The organism is Trueperella sp. HMSC08H06 (genome assembly GCF_001808465.1).
GTDB lineage: Bacteria > Actinomycetota > Actinomycetes > Actinomycetales > Actinomycetaceae > Trueperella > Trueperella bernardiae.
In genome coordinates this window covers 62348-84701 of the sequence record NZ_KV793341.1, presented here as the reverse complement: position 1 = coordinate 84701, position 22354 = coordinate 62348, and the positions used below count along the sequence as shown (strand labels likewise).

At 64.9% G+C, this 22354-nt stretch carries 17 protein-coding genes and 1 tRNA gene; 3 read left to right on the top strand and 15 right to left on the bottom strand.

Features of this window, described 5'->3' with window-relative positions:
• Positions 1–58: 58 nt before the first annotated feature.
• The 6 genes from gap to uvrA all read right to left on the bottom strand — a co-directional run bounded on the left by gap (position 59) and on the right by uvrA (position 9065).
• Positions 59–1063, bottom strand: coding sequence for a type I glyceraldehyde-3-phosphate dehydrogenase (gap, locus tag HMPREF3174_RS01015; protein ID WP_062612517.1), 1005 nt, complete (start codon positions 1061–1063; stop codon positions 59–61).
• A gap of 209 nt (positions 1064–1272) precedes the next feature.
• The gene (whiA, locus tag HMPREF3174_RS01010; RefSeq protein ID WP_062612519.1) at positions 1273–2253 is read right to left on the bottom strand and encodes a DNA-binding protein WhiA; all 981 of its coding nucleotides are present in this window, start codon (positions 2251–2253) and stop codon (positions 1273–1275) included.
• A 47-nt stretch (positions 2254–2300) separates the two neighbouring features.
• Positions 2301–3248 carry a gluconeogenesis factor YvcK family protein gene (gene yvcK, locus HMPREF3174_RS01005; protein ID WP_068538289.1) on the bottom strand — a complete coding sequence of 316 codons (948 nt, stop codon included), beginning with the start codon at positions 3246–3248 and terminating at the stop codon, positions 2301–2303.
• The gene (gene rapZ, locus HMPREF3174_RS01000; RefSeq protein ID WP_062612523.1) at positions 3245–4198 is read right to left on the bottom strand and encodes an RNase adapter RapZ; all 954 of its coding nucleotides are present in this window, start codon (positions 4196–4198) and stop codon (positions 3245–3247) included. Before rapZ ends, yvcK begins: the two co-directional genes overlap by 4 nt.
• A gap of 19 nt (positions 4199–4217) precedes the next feature.
• Positions 4218–6200, bottom strand: a complete 1983-nt coding sequence (gene uvrC, locus HMPREF3174_RS00995) for an excinuclease ABC subunit UvrC (protein ID WP_070447438.1) — start codon at positions 6198–6200, stop codon at positions 4218–4220.
• A complete protein-coding gene (gene uvrA, locus HMPREF3174_RS00990) occupies positions 6201–9065 on the bottom strand; it encodes an excinuclease ABC subunit UvrA (protein ID WP_062612528.1) in 2865 nt (954 codons plus the stop codon).
• Between the two features lie 94 nt (positions 9066–9159).
• Here uvrA and HMPREF3174_RS00985 point away from each other — a divergent pair, with 94 nt between their 5' ends.
• Positions 9160–9435, top strand: coding sequence for a YciI family protein (locus HMPREF3174_RS00985; protein ID WP_062612532.1), 276 nt, complete (start codon positions 9160–9162; stop codon positions 9433–9435).
• Positions 9419–10411, top strand: a complete 993-nt coding sequence (locus tag HMPREF3174_RS00980; protein ID WP_062612535.1) for a bile acid:sodium symporter family protein — start codon at positions 9419–9421, stop codon at positions 10409–10411. The genes HMPREF3174_RS00985 and HMPREF3174_RS00980 overlap by 17 nt, the downstream gene beginning before the upstream one ends.
• A 5-nt stretch (positions 10412–10416) precedes the next feature.
• Here HMPREF3174_RS00980 and HMPREF3174_RS00975 read toward each other — a convergent pair whose 3' ends face one another.
• The 6 genes from HMPREF3174_RS00975 to polA all read right to left on the bottom strand — a co-directional run bounded on the left by HMPREF3174_RS00975 (position 10417) and on the right by polA (position 19597).
• A complete protein-coding gene (locus HMPREF3174_RS00975; protein ID WP_082661085.1) occupies positions 10417–11496 on the bottom strand; it encodes a TerC family protein in 1080 nt (359 codons plus the stop codon).
• Positions 11497–11737: 241 nt separating this feature from the next.
• Positions 11738–13786, bottom strand: a complete 2049-nt coding sequence (uvrB, locus tag HMPREF3174_RS00970) for an excinuclease ABC subunit UvrB (RefSeq protein WP_062612537.1) — start codon at positions 13784–13786, stop codon at positions 11738–11740.
• Between the two features lie 29 nt (positions 13787–13815).
• Entirely contained in the window at positions 13816–14667 is an 852-nt protein-coding gene (gene coaE, locus HMPREF3174_RS00965; RefSeq protein ID WP_070447435.1) for a dephospho-CoA kinase, read from the bottom strand.
• A gap of 2 nt (positions 14668–14669) precedes the next feature.
• Positions 14670–15218 carry a pyroglutamyl-peptidase I gene (locus HMPREF3174_RS00960; RefSeq protein ID WP_062612541.1) on the bottom strand — a complete coding sequence of 183 codons (549 nt, stop codon included), beginning with the start codon at positions 15216–15218 and terminating at the stop codon, positions 14670–14672.
• Between the two features lie 87 nt (positions 15219–15305).
• A complete protein-coding gene (gene rpsA, locus HMPREF3174_RS00955) occupies positions 15306–16772 on the bottom strand; it encodes a 30S ribosomal protein S1 (protein WP_062612544.1) in 1467 nt (488 codons plus the stop codon).
• Between the two features lie 131 nt (positions 16773–16903).
• Positions 16904–19597 (bottom strand): DNA polymerase I, encoded by a 2694-nt coding sequence (gene polA, locus HMPREF3174_RS00950; RefSeq protein WP_062612548.1) that lies wholly within the window; start codon positions 19595–19597, stop codon positions 16904–16906.
• Between the two features lie 70 nt (positions 19598–19667).
• Here polA and HMPREF3174_RS00945 point away from each other — a divergent pair, with 70 nt between their 5' ends.
• On the top strand, positions 19668–20033 hold the full coding sequence (locus HMPREF3174_RS00945) for a PaaI family thioesterase (RefSeq protein ID WP_070447432.1): 366 nt from the start codon (positions 19668–19670) through the stop codon (positions 20031–20033).
• Between the two features lies 1 nt (position 20034).
• Here HMPREF3174_RS00945 and HMPREF3174_RS00940 read toward each other — a convergent pair whose 3' ends face one another.
• From HMPREF3174_RS00940 to pyk, 3 genes are all read right to left on the bottom strand, one after another.
• Positions 20035–20631 carry an ANTAR domain-containing response regulator gene (locus HMPREF3174_RS00940; RefSeq protein WP_068538511.1) on the bottom strand — a complete coding sequence of 199 codons (597 nt, stop codon included), beginning with the start codon at positions 20629–20631 and terminating at the stop codon, positions 20035–20037.
• A 120-nt stretch (positions 20632–20751) separates the two neighbouring features.
• A tRNA-Leu gene (locus tag HMPREF3174_RS00935) sits at positions 20752–20833 on the bottom strand.
• A 55-nt stretch (positions 20834–20888) separates the two neighbouring features.
• Complete coding sequence (gene pyk / locus HMPREF3174_RS00930; protein WP_062612553.1) at positions 20889–22316, bottom strand: pyruvate kinase; 1428 nt, start codon at positions 22314–22316, stop codon at positions 20889–20891.
• Positions 22317–22354 lie beyond the last annotated feature (38 nt).

The following is a 22354-nucleotide window of genomic DNA, read 5'->3' as shown; positions in this document are numbered from 1 at the left end:
TTCTGTAAAAGTGCCCGCACATGTCGCGCATGTGCGGGCACTCTACTTGGCGACGCGCTTAGAGCGACTTGCCGACAAGAACGGCGAGGTCAACGAGACGGTTCGAGTAACCCCACTCGTTGTCGTACCAAGAAACAACCTTGACCTGGTTGCCGATGACCTTGGTCAGGCCGGCATCGAAGATCGAGGAGTGAGGATCGGTCTCGATGTCCTTCGAGACGATCGGATCCTCGGTGTACTTCAGGATGCCCTTGAGCTCGCCCTCAGCAGCCTTCTTGATGGCGGCGTTGATCTCCTCAACGGTGAGCTCGCGCTCGGCCTCGAAGGTGAGATCGGTAGCGGAGCCGGTCGGAACCGGGACGCGCAGAGCGTAGCCGTCGAACTTGCCCTTGAGCTCGGGCAGGACCAGGGCAACAGCCTTGGCAGCACCGGTGGAGGTGGGGATGATCGACAGGGCAGCGGCGCGGGCGCGGCGCAGATCCTTGTGCGGGCCATCCATGAGGTTCTGGTCAGCCGTGTAGGCGTGAACCGTGGTCATGAGGCCCTTGACAATACCGAACTCTTCGTTCAGAACCTTTGCCATCGGAGCGAGGCAGTTGGTGGTGCAGGAAGCGTTGGAGATGATGTTGTGCTTGGCGGGATCGTAATCGCCGTGGTTCACGCCCATGACGATCGTGATGTCCTCGTTCTTCGCCGGGGCGGAGATGAGGACCTTCTTGGCGCCAGCCTCAAGGTGCTTCTTGGCGTCATCCGCGTTGGTGAAACGGCCGGTCGACTCAATGACGATGTCAACACCGAGCTCGCCCCACGGGAGGTTCGCCGGATCGCGCTCCTCGAAAGCCTTAATGACGCGGTCGCCAACCTTGATCTCTTCGTCCGTGTAGGTGACCTCCTCTTCAAGGGCACCGAGGATCGAATCGTACTTCAGCAGGTGAGCGAGGGTCTTGTTATCGGTCAGATCGTTGACCGCAACGATCTCGATGTCCGCACCCTGCGCAAGAGCTGCACGCGTGAAATTACGGCCGATACGGCCAAATCCGTTGATTCCAACCTTAATGGTCACTCTTGTCCTCCTTGTGTGGACGCACCACACGTTGTGAATGGATTAGCGGGAAGTTCCCGCAACGATCGCTGGACGCGCGTCTCGCGTGGCCGCTCACGTTTCGTAAAGATTCTACAACGAATCGCGCAAGGCCCGCAGGGACCTAAGCCGTTTCTTCACACATAGCTGACAAGCTCGACGCGCCCTGCCCGCGTGTGAAAAGGACGCCGCTACAGCCGATGCTGGACGTCGGAGACGGCATCCATCGTGTCAGGGATTCCGAGCTCGGCCGCCCGCTTGTCGGCCATCGTGTTGAGCCGGCGCAGGCGCCCGGCCACCGCGTCCTTCGTAGCCGGCGGGTTGAGCCGCCCACCCAGCATGTTGAGCGAATCCTCCGGGTACTGCATGCGGAACTTGCCCACCTCGCGCAGGTTGTCGGGCACCTCCTCCCCCAGGATTTCGAAGGCACGCTTGACACGGATGACAGCGACGACGGCCGCGTCGGCCGACCTGCGCATGTTCGCATCGTCAAAGTTGGCCAGACGGTTGGCCTGGCCATGGACCTCGCGCTCGGTACGCAGATCCTCCCACAGCAACACCCCGTCGTTTGATCCCATGCGACTGAGCATGTCCGAGATCGCATCCCCCTCGCGGATGTCCACCCGGTAGGCGCCGCGGGCCTCGCGCGCCCGGTAGGGGCTCTCCAAACGACGGGCGAGCCCGCCGATCCCGTAAGCAGCCTCCAGGGAGGGGCAGGTCAGCTCAAGCGCCGCATTCCGGCCAGGCTCCATGAGGGACCCGCGCGCGAGGAACGCCCCGCGCCAGGCAGCCGCCGCGTCGGCCTTTGACCCACCCACGATCTGCGCCGGCAGCCCGCGCACAGGCCGTCCCAGCGTGTCGAGCAATCCGAGCCTGCGCGCGATTCGCTCGCCGTTCTTCGTAATCCGCACGACGTACGTGTTGCCCGCCCGCCCGGAGTTCTTCACCACCACGAGGTCCGCATCAACGGAGAACACCGCCTTGATGAGCTCGCACATGTGCCGGGCCGCGCCCGGGTGATCGAGCTCAGCCTGGAGCGTGACCACGCCGTCGTTAATCTGGAGCCCGCCGGCAAATCGGAACATCACCGAAACCTCGGCGGTCATCGACGACGCCGTCCGCGGAAACACCGCGGACAGTTCGTCCTTCAAGGTGACGGTCAACGGCGGCATGATTCCTCCCAAGATGTGTGCGGGACATCCATTATACGTAAAGGCTTTTACCAGCGCGGACTTGAGCCGAGCAACTCGCGCAGGGCCGAGGCGAGGAAAAGCACGTCGTGGCGCGCGGGATCACTGCGATCCGCGAGCGGCCGGGCCAGGATCTCCGCCCCGCACTCCTCCGCCTCCCGCGACAGCTTGCCCCAGTGAGTACCGGGGCCGTCGTCGATAACAATCCGGTCAAGCGCCAGGCTCGGGGCGTGCTCGTGGAAGGAGCGCACGTGATCGGCGGGTGAGAGCGTACGCGTCTCGTCGTCGGGAACAAGGTTGATGAGCAGTGCACGTTTGGCCGGGGTGGCCGCCAGCGCCTCGTACAGCTCCGGTACGAGCAAGTGCGGGATGACGGAGGTGAACCAGGAGCCGGGGCCGAAAATCACCCAGTCGGCGTCGTGAATCGCCGCGATCGCCTCGGGCACCGCGGGCGGGTTTTCCGGGATGAGGCGCACCTGCTTGATCTCCGCCTTGCACGTGGCCACCCCCACCTGGCCAAAGATCGTGTGCGGACCGGAATCGTCGCACACGTCTGCCTCAATGCGCAGCGGCGTGGACGACATCGGCAACACCGTACCCGCGGCATCGAGCAGCCGCCCCACAAGATCCAGCCCCTTGACCTGGTCCCCCAGCAGATCCCACACGCCCGTGATGAGGAGGTTGCCGAGCGAATGGCCGTTGAGCGGGCCCTCGGAGGTGAACCGGTACTGCATGACGTCACGCCAGGTCAGCGCCCACTCGCCGTCGTCGCACAGGGCCGACAGCGCCATGCGCAAATCGCCGGGTGGGAGGATGTCGAACTCTTCGCGCAGCCGGCCGGAGCTGCCGCCGTCGTCGGCCACGGTCACGATCGCCGTGATGTTGCGCGTGAGCAGGCGCAACGCGCTGAGCGTGGCGAACAGGCCGTGTCCCCCGCCCAGCGCTACCACCTTCGCGCCGCGCGCCCCGCTGGTCATTCGCGCCCCAAGTCTCGATGGAAAACCCGCACGGAATGCCCCCGCGCGCGCATGAGCTCGGCCAGCCGCTCCGTCATCGCCACCGAGCGGTGCTTACCGCCCGTGCACCCGATCGCGATCGTCACATACGGCTTGAGCTCGTGCTTGTAGCCCTCGAGGATCGGATCGATGAGGTTGGCGTATCCTCCGATGAACTCCTCCGCGCCATCGATGCTGAGCACGAAGTTGGACACAGGCTCGTCCTTGCCCGTCAGGTGCCGTAGCTCGGAGACCCAATACGGGTTGGGCAGGAAGCGCACGTCCGCCACGTGGTCGGCGTCCATCGGCAGGCCGTACTTGAAGCCGAAGGACATGATCGTCAGGTGCGGATCGTCCTCCCCGGCCTCCTGCATGTTCTGTCGGATCTTGCGCGCCAAGTCATGGACCGTGAGCGACGAGGTATCAATCAACATGTCGGCGCGCGTGCGCAACTGGGCGAGCACCTCGCGCTCGAGGCGAATCCCGTCAAGCAGGCGCCCGTCCCCCTGCAGCGGGTGCGGCCGGCGCACGGACTCGTACCGGCGCACCAGAACCTCGTCCGAGGCGTCAAGGAACATGATCCGGTAATCCTGCCTGCGCTCCTGCAGCTGATCGAGCACCTCCACCAACTCCCGGAAGTACTCACGCGAACGCACATCAACGACCGCGGCCAGCCGGCGCACCGCCTGCCCGTCCACCGGCGAGATGAGACCCGCCAGCGCGCTCAGCAGGCGCGGGGGCAGGTTGTCGACGACGTACCAACCGATATCCTCAAGCGTGGCAGCCGCGCGCGACCGGCCCGCCCCGGACATGCCCGTGATAATGAGGATTTCGGGGATATCCGCGGCAGGAAGGCTCACCTCGCGGTCAAGCTCGGGTACCAGGCGCGGGATCTTGCCCGTGTCATTAATGTCATCGTGGGAGATCGTCATAACACTATCGTGCCAGTTTTCACTCCGACTTTCCTGAAAAGTGAGCGACGATCGCGGCGGCCATCGCCGGCCCAATACCCGGCACGGCCTGCAGGTCCTCCGCACTTGCCGCCTTGATCCGAGCCACGGACTTCAACTGCTTGAGCAACGCCGCCTGCTTCACCGGCCCCAGACCCGGGATCTCATCCATGGCCGAGCGCGTCATCGACGCCGAGCGCCGCTTGCGATGGAACGTAATGGCGAAACGGTGTGACTCATCGCGCAGGTGCTGGAGCAGCCGCAGCGCCGGGGACGTACGCGACAGGATAATGGGGAACTCCTCCCCCGGCACCCAGATCTCCTCCAGGCGCTTAGCCAGCCCGATCACGGTCACGTCCGCGCCCAGCTCGTCAACCACCCGCTGGGCGGCGTTCACCTGCGGCAGGCCGCCGTCGACGACGATGAGGTCCGGCCGGTACGCAAAGCGCGGCTTGGGCTCGGGGGACACGACTTCGTTGGCCTCGGCTTCGGGTGCGTCAAGCTCCCCGGGCGCACCCGGCTCCGGCGCGGGTGCTACGAGCCGCTTGAGGCGGCGGCGCAACACTTCATCCATCGCCGCCGTATCATCACGCGCCCCCAGCCCGTCCTCGCCGCGCACCACGAAATGCCGGTAGTCGGCCTTCTTCGCCAGCCCGTCCTCAAACACGACCATCGAGCCGACCTGGTGCGTGCCCTGCGTGTGCGAGATGTCGTAGCCCTCGATACGTAGCGGCGCGCGGGGCAGGTCAAGCCCCACACGCAACTCCTCGAGCGCCTGGGAGCGCTCCGTGATGTCGCCCGCCCGGGCCAACTTGTGACGCTGGAGCGCCTGCGCCGCATTCGTCTTCACCGTCTCCATCAGCTGCGCCTTCGGCCCGCGCTGCGGGGTCTTGATCGCCACCTTCGCCCCGCGCAGCTCGGTCAGCCACGAGGCGATCGTGGCGGCGTCGTCGGGCATGGTGGGCACCCAGATCTCGCGCGGGAGGGCCGATGCGGCCGTGTGGTCGACGTCGTCCACAGACCTGGCGCGCGACTTCGCCTTCCCGCCCGTGTGCTCGCCGTACACCTGCACCAGCAGGTGGTTCACCAGGCCCTCGGCTCCCTCGTCCTCGATCGCGGAGATCCAGCCGCGCTGGCCGCGAATCCGCCCGCCGCGCACGTAAAACACCTGCACCGAGGCCTCCAGCTCGTCAAACACGAGCCCAAAGACATCGGCGTCCACGTCCGCATCCAGCACCACGGTGTTGCGCTCGGCCACCACCTCGAGTGCCCGCACGTCGTCGCGCAACCGGGCCGCGCGCTCGAAGTCAAGATCGGCGGAGGCCGCCGCCATCTCCTTCTTCTTCTGCGAGATGAGGTCCTCCCCCGTGCCGTCAAGGAAGCGCACCATCTGCCGCGCGATGTCCCGGTGCTCGTCGCCGCTCACCCGCCCCACGCACGGGGCCGAACACTTGCCGATGTAGCCCAGCAGGCACGGGCGTCCCGAGCGCTCTGCCCCGCGAAACACGCCCGCCGAACACGAACGTATCGGGAACACGCGCAAGAGCTGGTCGAGCGAATCGCGCACCGCCCACACCTTCGTATACGGCCCGTAGTAGCGGTTCCCACGCCGGTGAGCGTTACGGGTGACCATCACCCGCGGGAACTCCTCGCTCATCGTGATCGCCAGGTACGGGTAGGACTTGTCGTCGCGGTACATGACGTTGAAGCGCGGCGTGAACTCCTTGATCCACGAATACTCCAGCGTCAGCGCCTCGATCTCGGAGGCGACCACCACCCACTGCACCCGCACCGCCGTGAACACCATCTGGCGCGTGCGCGGGTGGAGCAACGCCGGATCCTGGAAGTAGTTCTGCAGGCGCTGGCGCAGGTTCTTGGCCTTGCCCACGTAGATGACCCGTTCGTCATCGTCGATAAAACGATAGACGCCCGGGACCCTGGGAATATCGCCCGTCTTCGGGCGATAGCTTTCCGGATTGGCCATCTACAAGGTTCCCGCCTTATCCAAGATCGGCTTGAGGTAGTGGCCCGTGTGCGAGTCGGCCACCATGGCCACCTGTTCCGGCGTGCCCTCGGCGACGACGAGCCCGCCGCCCTTGCCGCCCTCCGGCCCCAGGTCGATCACCCAGTCGGCCGACTTGATGACGTCAAGGTTGTGTTCGATGACGATGATCGTATTGCCCTTATCCGCCAGCTCTTGCAGCACGCCGAGCAGCTTGCGCACGTCCTCAAAGTGCAAGCCGGTGGTCGGCTCGTCGAGCATGTAGACCGTGCGGCCCGTGGAGCGCCGGTGGAGTTCGGAGGCAAGCTTGACCCGCTGGGCCTCGCCTCCCGAGAGCGTGGTGGCCGGCTGGCCGAGCTTGATGTAGCCCAGACCCACGTTCTCCAGCACTTCGAGGTACTTGGTGATGCGGGTGACCGAGCCGAAGAACTCGCGCGCCTGCGAGATGGTCATGTCGAGCACCTCGGCCACGTTCTTGCCCTTGTAGTGCACCTCCAGGGTCTCGCGGTTGTAGCGCGTGCCGTGGCACACCTCGCACGGCACGTACACGTCAGGCAGGAAGTTCATCTCGATCTTCAGCGTGCCGTCCCCGGAGCAGGACTCGCAGCGCCCGCCCTTGACGTTGAAGGAGAAGCGCCCGGGCCCGTACCCGCGCACCTTCGCCTCCTCCGTCTCGGCAAACAGCTTGCGGATCGGGTCCCACATGCCGGTGTACGTGGCCGGGTTCGAGCGCGGGGTGCGCCCGATCGGCGACTGGTCCACGTGAACCACCTTGTCCAACTCCGCCAGGCCCTTGACCTTGCCGTGCTTGCCGGGCAACGTCTGGGCGCGGTTAAGCTTGTTGGCCAGCACCCGGTACAAGATCGTGTTAACGAGTGAGGACTTGCCCGATCCGGACACGCCCGTCACCGCCGTCATGACGCCGATCGGGAACTTCACGTCGATGCCGCGCAGGTTGTTCTCCCGCGCGCCCGTCACCTCGATCTGCTTGGTCTTGTACACGCGACGCCGGCTCGTGGGCACCGCGATCTCCCGCGCGCCCTTGAGGTAGGCGCCCGTCAGCGACTCCTCGCAGTCCACGATTCCAGCCGGCTCGCCCGAATAGACGATGTGGCCGCCGTGCTCGCCGGCGCGCGGGCCGATGTCCACCACCCAGTCCGCCGCCCGGATCGTGTCCTCATCATGTTCGACGACGACGAGCGTGTTACCCAGATCCCGCAGGCGTAGCAGGGCGGAGAGCAGCTTCTCATTGTCGCGCTGGTGCAGGCCGATCGACGGCTCGTCGAGTACATAGAGCACGCCCACCAACCCCGCGCCGATTTGGGTGGCCAGGCGGATACGCTGGGCCTCACCACCTGAGAGCGATCCCGCGGAGCGTGACATCGTGAGGTAGTCCAGGCCCACGTTGACCAGGAAGGTGAGCCGGGCCAGGATCTCCTTAAGGACGGCGTCGGCGATCTTGCGCTCGCGCTGCCCGAGCTCGATGTGCGACAGGTAGTCGAGCGCGTCCACGATCGACAGCTCGGTCAGCTCAAAGATGTTGAGCTCCCCCACCCGCACCGCGAGCACCTCGGGGCGAAGGCGCGCTCCCCCGCACACCTCGCACGTGACCTCGCGCATGAAGCCCTCGTACCGTTCGCGCGACCACTCCGAGCTGGTCTCATCGTGCTTGCGTTTGACGAAGTGCAACACGCCCTCGAAGCCCGTGGAGTACACCTTCTCCCGGCCCCAGCGGTTGCGGTAGGTCATCTTGACCTTGTAATCCAGACCGTGCAAGATCGCGTCCCGCGCCTCGCCCGACAGGTCCTTCCACCGCGTGTTGAGGTCGAATCCGAGCTGCTCGCCCAGGCCCTCGAGCTGGCGCATATGGTAGTCGCGAGCCGGGCCGGACGCCGTCGTGGTCCACGGAATGATCGCACCCTCTTCCAGCGTCATGTCCTCATCCGCAATCACCAGGTCTTCCGAAACCTGCACAGTGTAGCCGATGCCATCGCACGCCGGGCACGAGCCGTAGGGGGCGTTGAAGGAGAACGTGCGCGGCTCGATCTCCTCGATCTCCAGCACGTGGTCATTCGGGCAGGAGCGGTACTCGGAGAACTTCCGCTCGCGCTCCGGATCGTCCGCATCCCGGTCCACGAACTCGACGATGAGCCGCCCGTCGGCCAGCCGCAGCGCGGTCTCCACCGAGTCATTGAGGCGCGAACGCATGCCCTCGCGAATCGCGAGCCGGTCCACCACCACGTCGATGTTGTGCTTCTTCGTCTTGGCCAGCGTGGGCGGATCGGTGAGCCGCACCTGCTGTCCATCCACCCGCGCGCGCGAATACCCGTCCGCGCTCAGCGTGCGGAACACGTCCGCGTGCTCACCCTTGCGGCCGCGAATGACCGGCGCGAGGATCTGGAAGCGCGTGCCCTCATCCAACTGCAGCAGGCGATCGACGATCTTCTCCGCGCTCTGCGCCTCAATCTTCTCCCCGCACACCGGACAATACTGTGTGCCCGCGCGCGCGTACAGCAGACGCAGGTAGTCGTAGACCTCCGTAATCGTGCCCACCGTGGAGCGCGGGTTGCGGTTGGTGGATTTTTGGTCGATCGACACCGCGGGCGACAGGCCCTCAATGAAATCCACATCCGGCTTGTCCATCTGCCCGAGGAACTGGCGTGCGTACGCCGACAGCGACTCGACATAGCGGCGCTGGCCCTCGGCAAAAATCGTGTCGAACGCCAGGGAGGACTTCCCCGAGCCGGACAGGCCCGTGAACACCACCATCTTGTCGCGTGGAATCTCCAACGAGACGTTCTTCAGGTTGTGTTCGCGGGCGCCTTGAATGCGAATGTCGTCATGCACGACCTCAGTCTAAACAATGCCTCCGACACAATCGAACGCTTGTTTGACGTTTTTGCCACAGCCCGCCCCTTGACCACTCCACTAGAATGAGCGCATGGCAATTTACGCGATTCGATACACCTACGTCAGCGATACCGAGGCGCTCGCCGCCGTGCGCCCCAAGCACCGCGAGTTCCTCAAGTCCCTTTTCGACGACGGCGTGCTCCTCGCCTCCGGCCCCCTCGAGGGCAACCGTGCGCTCATCATTGTGGAGGCCGACGACGCCGTCGCCGCACTCGCGCTCGTCGATGCGGACCCGTTCAACCAGGCTTCCCTCATCACCGACCGCGAAGCCCTCGAGTGGACCCAAGTTTATGGCCCTTGGGCTTAAGCGTTTCCTTCGTCCTGACTTCCTCCTGACGGGCATCATCACCGCCCTCATTTTGGGCCTGGTGGTGCCCGTCCCGGAACGCCACATCTCCTGGCTCTCGGAGCTGGCCGATATCGGTGTGGGCATGGTCTTCCTTGTCTACGGCATGCGCCTGCGCACCAGCGAGGTCATCGAGGGCATGCGCAACATCAAGTTGCAGGTGTCCGTGCTCGTGGCCACCTACGTTATCTTCCCGCTCGTTGGTCTGGCCATGTATTACACGCTGGGCGGGATCATCGGGGCGTCCTTCGCCACGGGCCTGCTCTACCTCAGCCTGTTGCCCTCGACCGTACAGTCCTCGGTGACCTTCGTGTCGATCGCGCGCGGTGACATCGGGGCGGCAGTGTGTTCCGCGACCGTGTCCAACATCCTGGGCATGTTCCTCTCCCCGCTCCTCGTATTGCTCTTCATGAACCTCGAGGACGCCCACACCGGCGGCATCGAATCCGTGCTCCTCAAGCTTCTGCTGCCGTTCATCATTGGCCAGCTACTCCAGCCGCGCCTGGGCGACTGGATGCGCGCCCACCGCAACATCACCAAGTACACGGACAACTGCGCCATCATCCTCGTGGTCTTCGTGGCGGTGCTCAAGGCCACGGCCGACAACGCCTGGAGCTCGGTCACGCTCGGCGGCTTCATCGTGCTCTTTATCGTCCTCAGCGCCATGCTCGCCATCATGCTGGCAGTGACCTGGTACGGCGGCAAGCCCCTGCACTTCAAGCGCCCCCAGCGCATCGTGCTACTGATGTGCGGCTCGAAGAAGTCGCTCGCCACCGGCCTTCCCATGGCCAAGGCGCTCTTCGACCCGGCAATCGTGGGTGCCGTGGTCGTGCCCGTCATCATCTTCCACCAGATCCAGCTGATGGTGTGTGCGATGATCGCGCGCCGGCTCGGCGACCAGGCGGAGGCGGAGGAAGCCGCGGCGTCGTCGTCGTGAAGCGCTTAGCCCTCGGCGCGCTCGGCCTGCTCGGGCTCGCCAATACTCGGCTTGCGGCGCTCACGCGGCTCGATGCTAGCCGCCTTGACCGCCGGGGTCTCCTGGCCCGCGTACTTGCGCGAGCCGATCAGGGAGGCGACCACGGTGATAAGGATCGTCCCCAGGATCACGCCCACCGACACGCCGATCGTAGGCTCGGGGATCGCGGTCAGAATGTCGTAGCCATGAAACGCGTGCACGAGTAGCTTGAGTGCAATGAAGCCGAGGATGACAGCCAGGCCGTAGTGGAGGTAAATGAGGCGTTCAAGCAGCCCGTCCACCAGGAAGAACAGCTGGCGCAACCCGAGCAGGGCGAACGCATTCGCCGAGAAGACGATGAACGGCTCGCGGGTGAGGCCGAAAATTGCGGGGATCGAATCGAGCGCGAACATGAGGTCGATCGTGCCCACCGTGATGATGCACAGCATGAGCGGCGTGATCCACGTCTTGCCACTGCGGCGGACCAACAGGCGGTCGCCCACGTAGCCGTCAGTCACGTTCGCCACCCGAGCAACCATCCGGGTGACAAGAGTCGGCTCATAGCCCTCCTCGCCCGCGTCGTCATGCGCCTTGCGCTTGCGGCCCTCCTGAATCCCGTCAATCACCTGCTTGATCGCCGTGTACAGCATCCACGCCCCGAAGATGAAGAACACCCAGATAAAACTCTCAATGAGCTTGGCGCCAATAAGGATGAAGATGAGGCGCAACACGAGCGCGATGATGATGCCATACAGCAACACCTTCTGCTGATAAATGCGCGGCACCTGGAAGGAAGCGATGATGATAATGAAGACGAAAATGTTGTCCAGCGACAGGGAGTATTCGGTGAGGTAACCCGCGAAAAACTCGGTGGCAAACGTGCCGCCGTGACGCAGGTAGGTCAAGACGCCGAACACGAGCGCGAGCGACACGTAGAACGCAGTCCACCGCGCGGCCTCCCCCAGGGTGGGCTCATGCGCACGGCGCACGTGCCCAAACAGGTCCACCGCAATGAGTCCCACCACGATCACGCCGAGCAGCACCCACTCCCACGGAGCCACATGCATCTGAGATGCGACGGGTGCGGTGTAAATGAGCGTTGAAGCCAACACGGTATGCCTTTCCGGTACGAACGATCAGGTACCGGAGGTCTCTTCCCGCCTGACGAATCAGGCCGCGGCCCGGGCGTGACGCCGTACTGACGAACCGTTATTGAGTGGGAGTACTCCCCTCCGTCTCAGTCGATCCTAGCGTACGCGGCCCGCCCGGCGAACGCTGCGCCCGCGTGGGGTGGACAACACCCGGGGCCTACGCCTTCTCGATCTGGCGCAGTTCCTTCTTCACATCCAGGATCTCGTCACGCAGCCGGGCCGCCAGCTCGAACTGCAACTGCTCAGCGGCCGCGTGCATCTGCTCGGTGAGGTCCTCAAGCAGCTGGTGGATCTCCCGCCCGTCCTTCGGCAGGCGCTCGGAGATCGAGGCCTCCTTGCGGTAGCCACCCTCGAGCAGGGTTTCGGTGTCCACGTCTTCGCGCGCGAGCATGTCGGTGACGTCCGAGATTCTCTTCCGCAGCGGCGCCGGGTCGATCCCGTGCTCGGTGTTGTAGGCGATCTGCTTTTCCCGACGCCGGTTCGTCTCGTCAATCGCCTCCTTCATGTTCGGCGTGATCGTGTCGGCATACATGTGCACCTGCCCCGACACGTTACGCGCGGCGCGCCCGATCGTCTGGATGAGCGAGGTGGTGGAGCGCAAGAATCCCTGCTTGTCGGCGTCGAGAATCGCCACGAGGGAGACCTCGGGCAGGTCGAGGCCCTCGCGCAGGAGGTTGATCCCCACAAGCACGTCGAACTTGCCCAGTCGCAGCTCGCGCAGGAGCTCGACGCGGCGCAGCGTGTCGACGTCAGAGTGGAGGTATTCGACCTTGATGCCGCGCTCGGCCATGTAGTCGGTGAGGTCCTCGGCCATCTTCTTCGTCAGCGTGGTGACGAGCACGCGCTCGTCACGCGCCGTTCGGATGCGGACCTCCTCCAGCAGGTCGTCAATCTGGCCCTTCGTGGGCTTGACGATGATTTCCGGGTCCACCAGGCCAGTGGGGCGAATAATCTGCTCCACCCAGCCATCCGACTTCTCCAGCTCGTACTTGCCGGGGGTGGCCGACAGGTAGACGGTCTGCCCGATGCGCTCCAAGAACTCATCCCACTTCAGCGGCCGGTTGTCCATCGCCGAGGGGAGCCGGAAGCCGTAATCGACCAGCGTGCGCTTGCGCGACATATCGCCCTCGTACATCGCCCCGATCTGCGGCACGGTCACATGCGATTCGTCGATGACCAGCACGAAGTCCTCCGGGAAAAAGTCCAGGAGCGTGTTTGGCGGGGTGCCCGGGCCGCGGCCGTCGATGTGGCGCGAGTAGTTCTCGATCCCCGCGCACGATCCCAGGTTGCGCATCATTTCCAGGTCGAAGGTGGTGCGCATCTCCAGGCGCTGGGCCTCGAGCAACTTGCCCTGCTCGCGCAAAACCTCCAGCCGCTCGTCGAGCTCCTCCTTGATCGAAGCCATCGCACGCTCCATGCGCTCCGGGCCCGCCACGTAATGGGAGGCGGGGAAGATGTGTGCGTGGTCGGTTTCGCGGATGACGTGGCCGGTGAGCGGGTGAAGCAGAGAGATCGAGTCGACCTCGTCGCCAAAAAACTCGATGCGCACGGCCAGCTCCTCGTAGACGGGGATGATCTCCACCGTGTCCCCACGCACGCGGAACGTGCCGCGCGTGAACGCCATGTCGTTGCGCGTGTATTGCATCTGAATGAACTGCTTGAGCAGCTGATCGCGATCTAGCTGATCGCCCACCTTCAACTGGACCATCCGGTCCACGTACTCCTGCGGGGTGCCGAGACCGTAGATGCAGGACACGGAGGCGACCACCACCACGTCCCGCCTGGTCAGCAACGAGTTCGTGGCTGAGTGGCGCAGTCGTTCCACCTCGTCGTTAATCGAGGAATCCTTCTCGATGAACGTGTCCGACTGCGGCACGTAGGCTTCGGGCTGGTAGTAGTCGTAGTAGGAGACGAAGTACTCCACCGCGTTGTTCGGCAACAGCTCGCGGAACTCCGCGGCCATCTGCGCCGCCAGGGTCTTGTTCGGCTCGAGGATGAGGGTGGGGCGCTGAATCTGTTCGATCAGCCACGCCGTGGTGGCCGACTTACCCGTTCCCGTGGCGCCGAGCAGAACTACGTCCGATTCACCATTGTTGATCCGCTCGGCCAGCTCCTTGATCGCTTGCGGCTGATCGCCCGAGGGCGTGTACTCGGAAATGACTTCAAACGGAGCATCCTGGCGGACGATATCGGTGATAGGTCGCATGCCCTCAGGGTAGCGCCTTCCTCCGACAATTAATATTGGCCACCTGACAGGTTCGCCCGTAGGTCAAGGGCGGGGTTGGCCAGACGCCACGACGAGCCCTGCCAGACCCAGCCAGCGCGCAACATCGCCTCCTCGCTGCCGGTGACTGCGAGCCCTGCCTCCGCGCGCGGGCGCACCCCGTGGTAGCGCAGGCGGTCGAGCTGCAGGCCGACGTCGTCGTTGACGGCGAGCGCCGGGTCCCACGGCCGCGCCGGGCTCCAGGTGCCCGAGCGTAGATTCTCGGCAAAAGGTAGCACCCAGCCCTCCCACGCGGCCATAGCAGCTGACTCCAGGCTCGCCTCGTCGGATTCGTTGACGATGACGAGGTCGCTGATGTCGGCCCGCTCCTCGTCGCTGGACTGAGCGGCGATGCGGGCGCGGGCGTCGGCCTCGGACATGCCGCGGGTGAGCAGCAGGCGCTCGGCGCGCACCTCCGGCGCCGCCGCGATGGAGACGTTGGCAACCATCTCGAACTCACGGCCGTAGCCAGCGAGCAACGGGATATCATAGACGATCACTCCGTCCGGATCTTCACGACGAGCCCCCGCGATCTGCTCGTCCACGCTCGCCCAGATCGCGGGGTGCGTGATGTCGTCAAGGGCCTGGCGTTCGGCCGGGTCGGCGAAGACGATGTCGGCCAAGGCCTGCCGGTTGAGCGCGCCGCCATCCAGCACGCGCTCCCCCCAACGATCGGCGATCTGCGCGAGCGCCGGGCTGCCCGGTTCGAGGATAGCGCGCGCCGTGCGGTCGGCGTCGATGACGCGCGCTCCAAGCCCCGCCCAGATGGTAGCCACGTGCGACTTGCCCGACCCGATCCCGCCGGTGAGCGCAAGCGTCAGCATGGTTATTCCCCCGCGATCTCGAGCAGTAAGTCCACCAAGGCCGCACCGTCGTCAAGGGAGAAGTGCTCCTGCGGTGGCAGGTGGAGGAAGCCAGCGCGGGCCGAATTCTGGATCGCCGTGAACATCACCGTGTTGCACACGTACAGCCCCGCGCTGCGCGACTCCTCAAGCGGGAAGCCGGCTTCGCGGGCCCGGGTGATCATCTCCTTGAACGGCAGCGTAGTCTCCAGCGCGAGCGGAGCGCCGGCGTCGACCTCCTCCCCCGTAGCGATAAAGCCGGAGTTATCAGCAACCCGGGCATCCCGACGGTTCATCGCGAAGCGCTCGATCGTGGGAACCGTGCGGTCGGCCGCGAGGCCAAGGGCAATGTGGACGTCGAAAGCGCCGAGCTCGGCCACGCGGGCGCGGGCGGCACCGTACTCAACCGGCAGGATCTCGACCGTCAGCTCGTCCGCGCGCTGCCACTCCTCCCGCACGAGCCGCGCCACGTGCTCAGTGGGATTGAAGGAATTCGTGTGAAATGGCCCGAAGGCGGTGAGCAAGATTCGCATGCACCCAGCTTACGTGCCGCGCAAACAAAAACTGGGGAGCACCCCACGGTGCTCCCCAGCCAGTTGCTCTAGCTTGTCAGCTGATGCTTAGTTGCCCGTCAGCTTCTCGCGCAGAGCGGCGAGCGCCTCATCGGACGCAAGCGTGCCAGCGGAGTCATTACCGGACGAGAACGAAGTCGGAGCGGCCTCGGCCGGAGCGGAAGAATCGCCCGCGGCAGCGGCCTCGGCGTCGGCCTCCATGTGAGCCATGACCTGCTTCTTGTGAGCAATCCAGCGCTCCTCGGCCTTCGCGTACTCGGCCTCCCAGGCAGCCTGGTTCTCCTCGTAGCCCTCGAGCCACTCGTTCGCCTCGGGGTCGAAGCCCTCCGGGTACTTGTAGTTGCCCTCCTCGTCGTACTCGGCAGTCATGCCGTACAGCGACGGATCGAAGTCCTCCGAGTGCGGGTCCACGCCCTCGTTCGCCTGCTTGAGCGACAGGGAGATGCGACGACGCTCAAGATCGATGTCGATGACCTTGACGAAGACCTCGTCTCCCACCTTGGCAACCTGCTCCGGCAGGTCGATGTGGCGCTGCGCCAGCTCCGAAATGTGAACCAGGCCCTCGATGCCGTCCTCCACGCGAACGAACGCACCGAACGGGACCAGCTTGGTCACGCGGCCAGGAACAACCTGACCGATGTGGTGGGTGCGGGCGAAGGTCTGCCACGGATCTTCCTGGGTGGCCTTGAGCGACAGGGAGACGCGCTCGCGGTCCATGTCCACATCCAGCACCTCGACCGTGACCGGGGTGCCGACCTCGACAACCTCGGACGGGTGGTCGATGTGCTTCCAGGACAGCTCGGAGACGTGCACGAGGCCGTCCACGCCGCCCAGGTCAACGAACGCACCGAAGTTAACGATCGAGGACACGACGCCCTCACGAACCTGGCCCTTCTGCAGGGTGTCGAGGAAGTGCGCGCGGATCTCGGACTGGCTCTGCTCCAGCCAGGAGCGGCGGGAAAGAACAACGTTGTTGCGGTTCTTGTCCAGCTCAATGATCTTCGCCTGGAGCTCACGGCCGATGTAGGGCTGCAGGTCGCGCACGCGACGCATCTCCACGAGCGAGGCCGGGAGGAAGCCGCGCAGGCCGATGTCGAGGATGAGGCCGCCCTTGACGACCTCGATGACCGTGCCGGTCACGACGCCGTCGGCTTCCTTGATCTCCTCGATCTTGTCCCACGCACGCTCGTACTGCGCACGCTTCTTCGACAGGAGAAGACGACCCTCCTTGTCCTCCTTCTGGAGAACGAGAGCCTCGATCTGGTCACCAACTTCGACAACATCATCGGGATCGATGTCGTGCTTGATGGAAAGTTCCTTGGAGGGGATAACACCCTCGGTCTTGTAGCCGATGTCGAGCAGGACCTCATCCCGATCGACCTTGACTACGGTTCCTTCAACGATGTCGCCATCGTTGAAGTACTTGATGGTTTCGTCGACAGCGGCGATGAGATCTTCTTCGGTGCCGATGTCGTTGATTGCGACCTCAGTGGAGGTCTGGTTGTTAGTTGTCATAGAGTTGGTGACTCCGGATTATATGATTGTTACGGACATGGTGCCGGGCGGCACCACCTGCCAAGTTTACGGGGAAAAACCGCCGTGATTCAAGCGGACTTGCGGGCCTAAATGCCGAATTGACCACAGCGTCAGTGGGCCGCGTCGCGCCAGTTGCGCCCCACCCCCACGCTCACCGACAGCGGCACCGAGAGCTCCGCCGCCTTCGCCATCTCCTCGCGCACGATCTGCTCCACCTGCTCGGCCTCGGAGGCCTTGACCTCGAGCACGAGTTCGTCATGTACCTGGAGCAAGACGCGCGAGGCCAGGCCCGCGCTTGCGAGCGCCTCGTGGACGGCGACCATCGCGAACTTGATGATGTCCGCCGCCGACCCCTGGATGGGGGCGTTCAGTGCCATGCGTTCGGCCGCCTCGCGCACCTGCCGGTTAGGGTTGTCCAGCCCCGGCAGGTAACGACGCCGCCCCCAGATCGTGGACGTGTAGCCGTCCTTGCGCGCCTGGGAGACGACGGCGGTGAGGTACTGGCGCACCTTGCCAAATCGGGCGTCGTAATCCTTCATGAGCGCCTCGGCCTCTGGCACGGTGATGTGAAGCTGCTGGGAGAGCCCGTAGGAGGACAGGCCGTAGGCGAGCCCGTAGCTCATCGCCTTGATCTTCGAGCGCTGCTCGCCCGTGACCGACTCCTGCGGCACGCCGAACACGCGCGAGGCCACGAAGCTGTGCAGGTCCGTGCCCTGGCGGAAGGCGTCGATGAGGTCCGCGTCCCCCGACAGGTGCGCCATGAGGCGCATCTCGATCTGGGAATAATCGGCCGTCATCACGTAGTCATAGCCCTCACCCGGCACGAAGACGCCGCGGATCTGGCGGCCCTCCTCCGTGCGGGCGTGGATGTTCTGCAAGTTCGGATCCGTGGAGGACAGTCGGCCGGTGGCCGCCACGGTCTGTTGGTAGGTGGTGTGGATCCGGCCCGACATCACAGAGCGCTGCAGGCCCTCCACCGATTGGCGCAGCTTGAGCGCATCCCGGTGCTCGAGCAGGCCGGCCAGGAACTCCTGGGCGGACAGCGCCACGTCATCCTCCCGGTGGGCGATCTTCGCCAGGAGCTCAGCCAGCGCGTCCGCGTTCGTGGTATAGCCAGACTTCGTCTTCTTCGTCACCGGCAGCTTCATGCGCTCAAAGAGCACCTCTTGCAGTTGCTTGGGGCTGGAGAGGTTGACCGAGTCATCGCCGATGGCCTCATGCGCCTTGCGGGCTGCGTCCTCCACGCGCGTGTTGAAGGCGTGGTAGAGCGATTCAAGCAGGTCCTCATCCACCGCTATGCCCACGCTCTCCATCTCGAACAACACCTTGGCCACCGACAGCTCCAGCGCCATGAGCGCGCCCTCCGGATCTGCCTTACGCAGGTCCTGATCGAAGGCGTCGCGCAGATCGAGCAGCACGCCCGCGCGCTGGGCCGTGGCTGAGTGGACAATCGCGCCATCCGCACCGATACCCAGCGTGTCATCTTCAGCCGCGGCGATATCCACGGCCAGGTAACGCTGGGCGAGGTCGGTCAAGTCATACGCACGCTGGTCCGGGTGGAGCAGGTAGGCGCCGATCTCCGTATCCCCGACAACGCCGGCCAGGCTCACCCCCACGCCCTTCCACGCGTGGGCCAGGCCCTTCGTGCCGTGCCCCACCTTGGGCTGATCCGCGTCCTCAAGGAAGGCCACGAGCGCCTCCTCGTCCGCCGCGTCGAGCCCGGCCCGGTCCCCGTAGTACACGTGGTGATCGGCAGAGGCCACCGCGTAGCCTGCCACATCGCCCCGCATGGGGCGCCGGTCCCCGTCAATCTCAATACCCCACGGGCCCTCGTGCCCGGCCAAAAACTCTTCAAACGGCACGCTGCCCGCCGCGACCAGCGTGGCCTCCACCGCAGGCTCGGACGCCACCGCTTCCTCCCCGCCGCGCATCGGCAGCTCGCGCAACACCCGCTCGCGCAGGCGCGTGAAGTCAAGCGTGTCGAACAGTTCGTGCATCTCCTCGCGAGCAACGCCCACCGGGCGCAACTCGTCAAAGTCCTCCACAATCGGCAGGTCCCGCACCAGGGTGTTGAGCGCGCGGTTACGGCGCACCATCTCCACGTTCTCCCGCAGGTTCGCCCCCGTCTTGCCACCGATCTCATCGGCGTGCTCGAGCAGGTTCTCCAGGCCCCCGTAGTGGTTGAGCCACTTCGCCGCAGTCTTCGCACCCCACAGCGGCACGCCCGGGATGTTATCGGCTCCCTCCCCCACCAGCGCCGCCAGATCCGAATACAGCTCCGGCTTCACGCCCGCCTTCGCCTCGATCCCCGCCGGATCGAGCACCGCCATCTGCGAGCGTGGCATCGGGTAGACCAGCGTGATCGCGTCATCCACCAGCTGGTACGTATCCTTATCACCGGAGGAGATAAAGACCTTCATCCCCCGCTCTTCGCCGCGCGTGGCCAGGGTTGCCACGATGTCATCGGCCTCGAAGTCCTCCACCGTCAGCCACGCCACGCCCAGCACGTCCAGCACCTGCTGGATCACCGAGATCTGGCCCTTGAACTCCTGCGGGGTCTCGGCACGCCCGCCCTTGTACTCCGCGTACTGGCGCGTGCGGAACGTACCGCCCGGCAGGTCAAAAGCCACCGCCACGTGCGTGGGCTGGTAGTCACCAACCAGCTTGAGCAAGGTGGAAGTAAAGCCGTGCACGGCGTTCGTGTACTGGCCCTGCGCCGTCAAAAAGGAATCGGCGGGCAGCGCGAAGAACGAGCGGAATGCCAGCGAGTGGCCATCGAGCAGAAGCAGAGTTTCTTGATTCACGCCACCAGCCTATCGCGGACCACCGACAAACATGACGGTTCACCCTGCGCGCCCTTGCTACGCTGGCACCATGACCACACTCGACAAGACCCTCGCCATCACAGTCGAGGCCCACACAGCCGATATCTGCACCGTCTCCATGCCCACCGCCCACGCTCACCAGCCCTACGGCGTCGTGCACGGGGGCATCAACGGGGTGCTGGTCGAGCACGCTGGATCACTCCTCGCGCTCACGAACGCCCCCGAAGGCAAGATCGCGGTGGGCACCGAGCTGTCCGTCTCGCACGTGGCGCCCAACGCCACCGCCCTGGTGCGTGCCACGGCGCGCGTCCTCAAAGTAACGCGCTCGTCCGTCATCACCTCGGTGATCGTCTCGGACGAGCGCGGGGAGATGACCTCCGCCGGGCGGCTCACTTGCGTGTTTATCAGCGCCTAGGCTACTTCTGGCCCACCTGCTCGACGACGGCGTCCGCAACCTCGCGCATGGTCAGGCGCCGATCCATCGACGTCTTCTGGATCCACCTAAACGCCTCCGGCTCCGTCAGGCCCATCTTCTCCTGGAGCAGGCCCTTGGCCTGGTCCACGCGCTTGCGGGTCTCAAACTTATCCGTCAGCGAGGACACCTCGCTCTCCAGCGAGGCGATCTCCTGCGAACGCGAGAGCGCGATCTCGACCGCCGGGATGAGGTGTTCCGGGGTGAAGGGCTTGACCACGTAGGCCATCGCACCCGCGTCGCGCGCCCGCTCCACAAGCTCGCGCTGGGAGAATGCCGTGAGCATGACGATCGCAATCTGCTGCTCGGACAGGATCTTCTCCGCCGCAGTCAGTCCGTCCATGCCGGGCATCTTCACGTCCATGACGATGAGGTCCGGGTTGTACTCGGCTGCTAGCTCAACAGCCTCATCCCCCGAGGCACCCTCGGCCACCACCGTGTAGCCGGCATCCTGCAGGGTCTCTACAATGTCCAGGCGAATGAGGGTCTCATCTTCAACCACGAGCACCCGCACAGTTGCAGGATCCGTGTCCGCCTCAATCTTCTCCACCCGGCGCCCGGCTACTTCCTCATTCACGACTTCCTCCGATCTCTTCCCGCTCGCCGCGGCTCACACCAATCTTACAAAGTGGCAGGCGACGGCGCGTGCATTTACCCTAAGTGCTCCCGGCGGGACTCGAACCCGCATGCCTTTCGGCGCTGCATTTTGAGTGCAGTGTGTCTGCCAATTCCACCACAGGAGCGTGCGACCTCACCTTACAGCAAGGCCGCTTCATCCCCGCAAAATGCGGAGATTCGTCACATCGCCGAGGCGAAGGTCTCCCCCATCTTGTGCACCCGGATCGTGTTCGTGGAGCCCACCTTGCCGGCGGGCATGCCCGACACGACGACGACCCGGTCCCCGTCCACCGCGTAGCCGCGGTCGCGCAGGGCGTGGTCGACCTGCTCGATCATGTGGTCGGTGTCCTCCACCTCGGGCACGATGATCGTCTGGGTTCCCCACGTGAGCGCCAGCTGCTGGCGGATGTCATTGTTCGGGGTGAAGACCAGCAGCGGGATGCGGGCGCGCAGGCGGGCCATGCGCCGCGCTGTCTGGCCCGAAGAGGTAAATACCGCCAGGTACTTCACGCCAAGCGCCTCGCCGATGTCCATCGCCGATCGGGTGATGACGCCGTTGCGGGTGCGGTGAAGGTTGCCGATCGTAGGGATCGACTCCAGCCCGTGCTCTTCGGTGTACTGGATGATGGAGGCCATCGTCTGCACGCACACAATCGGGTACTTGCCCACCGAGGTCTCGCCCGAGAGCATGACCGCGTCCGCGCCGTCGAGGATCGCGTTCGCGCAGTCCGAGGTCTCGGCGCGCGTGGGCGTGGGGGCGGTGATCATCGACTCGAGCACCTGGGTGGCCACGATCACCGGCTTGGCGTTGCGGCGCGCGATGTTGATGGCGCGCTTTTGCACGATCGGCACCTGCTGGAGCGGGAGCTCCACGCCCAGGTCGCCACGAGCGACCATGATGCCGTCAAACGCGGTGACGATCTCCTCTAGAGCGGTGACCGCCTGCGGCTTTTCGATCTTCGCAATGACCGGGATGCGGCGGCCGACCATGTCCATGACCTGGTGGACGTCCTTCACGTCCTCCGCCGAGCGCACGAAGGACAGCGCGCAGATGTCCGCGCCGTAATTCAGCGCCCACTCCAGGTCCACCTTGTCCTTCTCCGACAACGCGGGGACGGACACGGCCACACCGGGGAGGTTGACGCCCTTGTTGTTCGACACGGTTCCGCCGATAACCACCTCGGTGGTGACCTCCGGGCCATCCACCGACACGACTCGCACCTGGACTTTGCCGTCGTCGATCAGAATGAGATCGCCCGGGCTGCAGTCACCCGGCAGGCCCTTGAACGTGGTGGAGACCAGGTCCTTATCACCCGGCACGTCCTCCGTGGTGATCGTGAAAATATCGCCCTGCTCGAGGAGGACGGGACCCGATTCGAACGTGCCGAGGCGGATCTTCGGACCCTGCAGGTCAACGAGGATCGCAACAGCCGCCCCGAGTTCGTCCGCCGCCTCGCGCACCATGTCGATTCGCTGCTCGTGCTCGGCGTGCGTGCCGTGAGAGGCGTTAATGCGGGCGACGTTCATGCCCGCCTTGACGAGTTCGACTATTCGCTCTTTGGTGTCGGTGGCTGGACCTAACGTACAAACAATTTTTGCTCTGCGCATGGCCTCCATCCTACCCGATTAAGCTCGCCTTCGAAGAG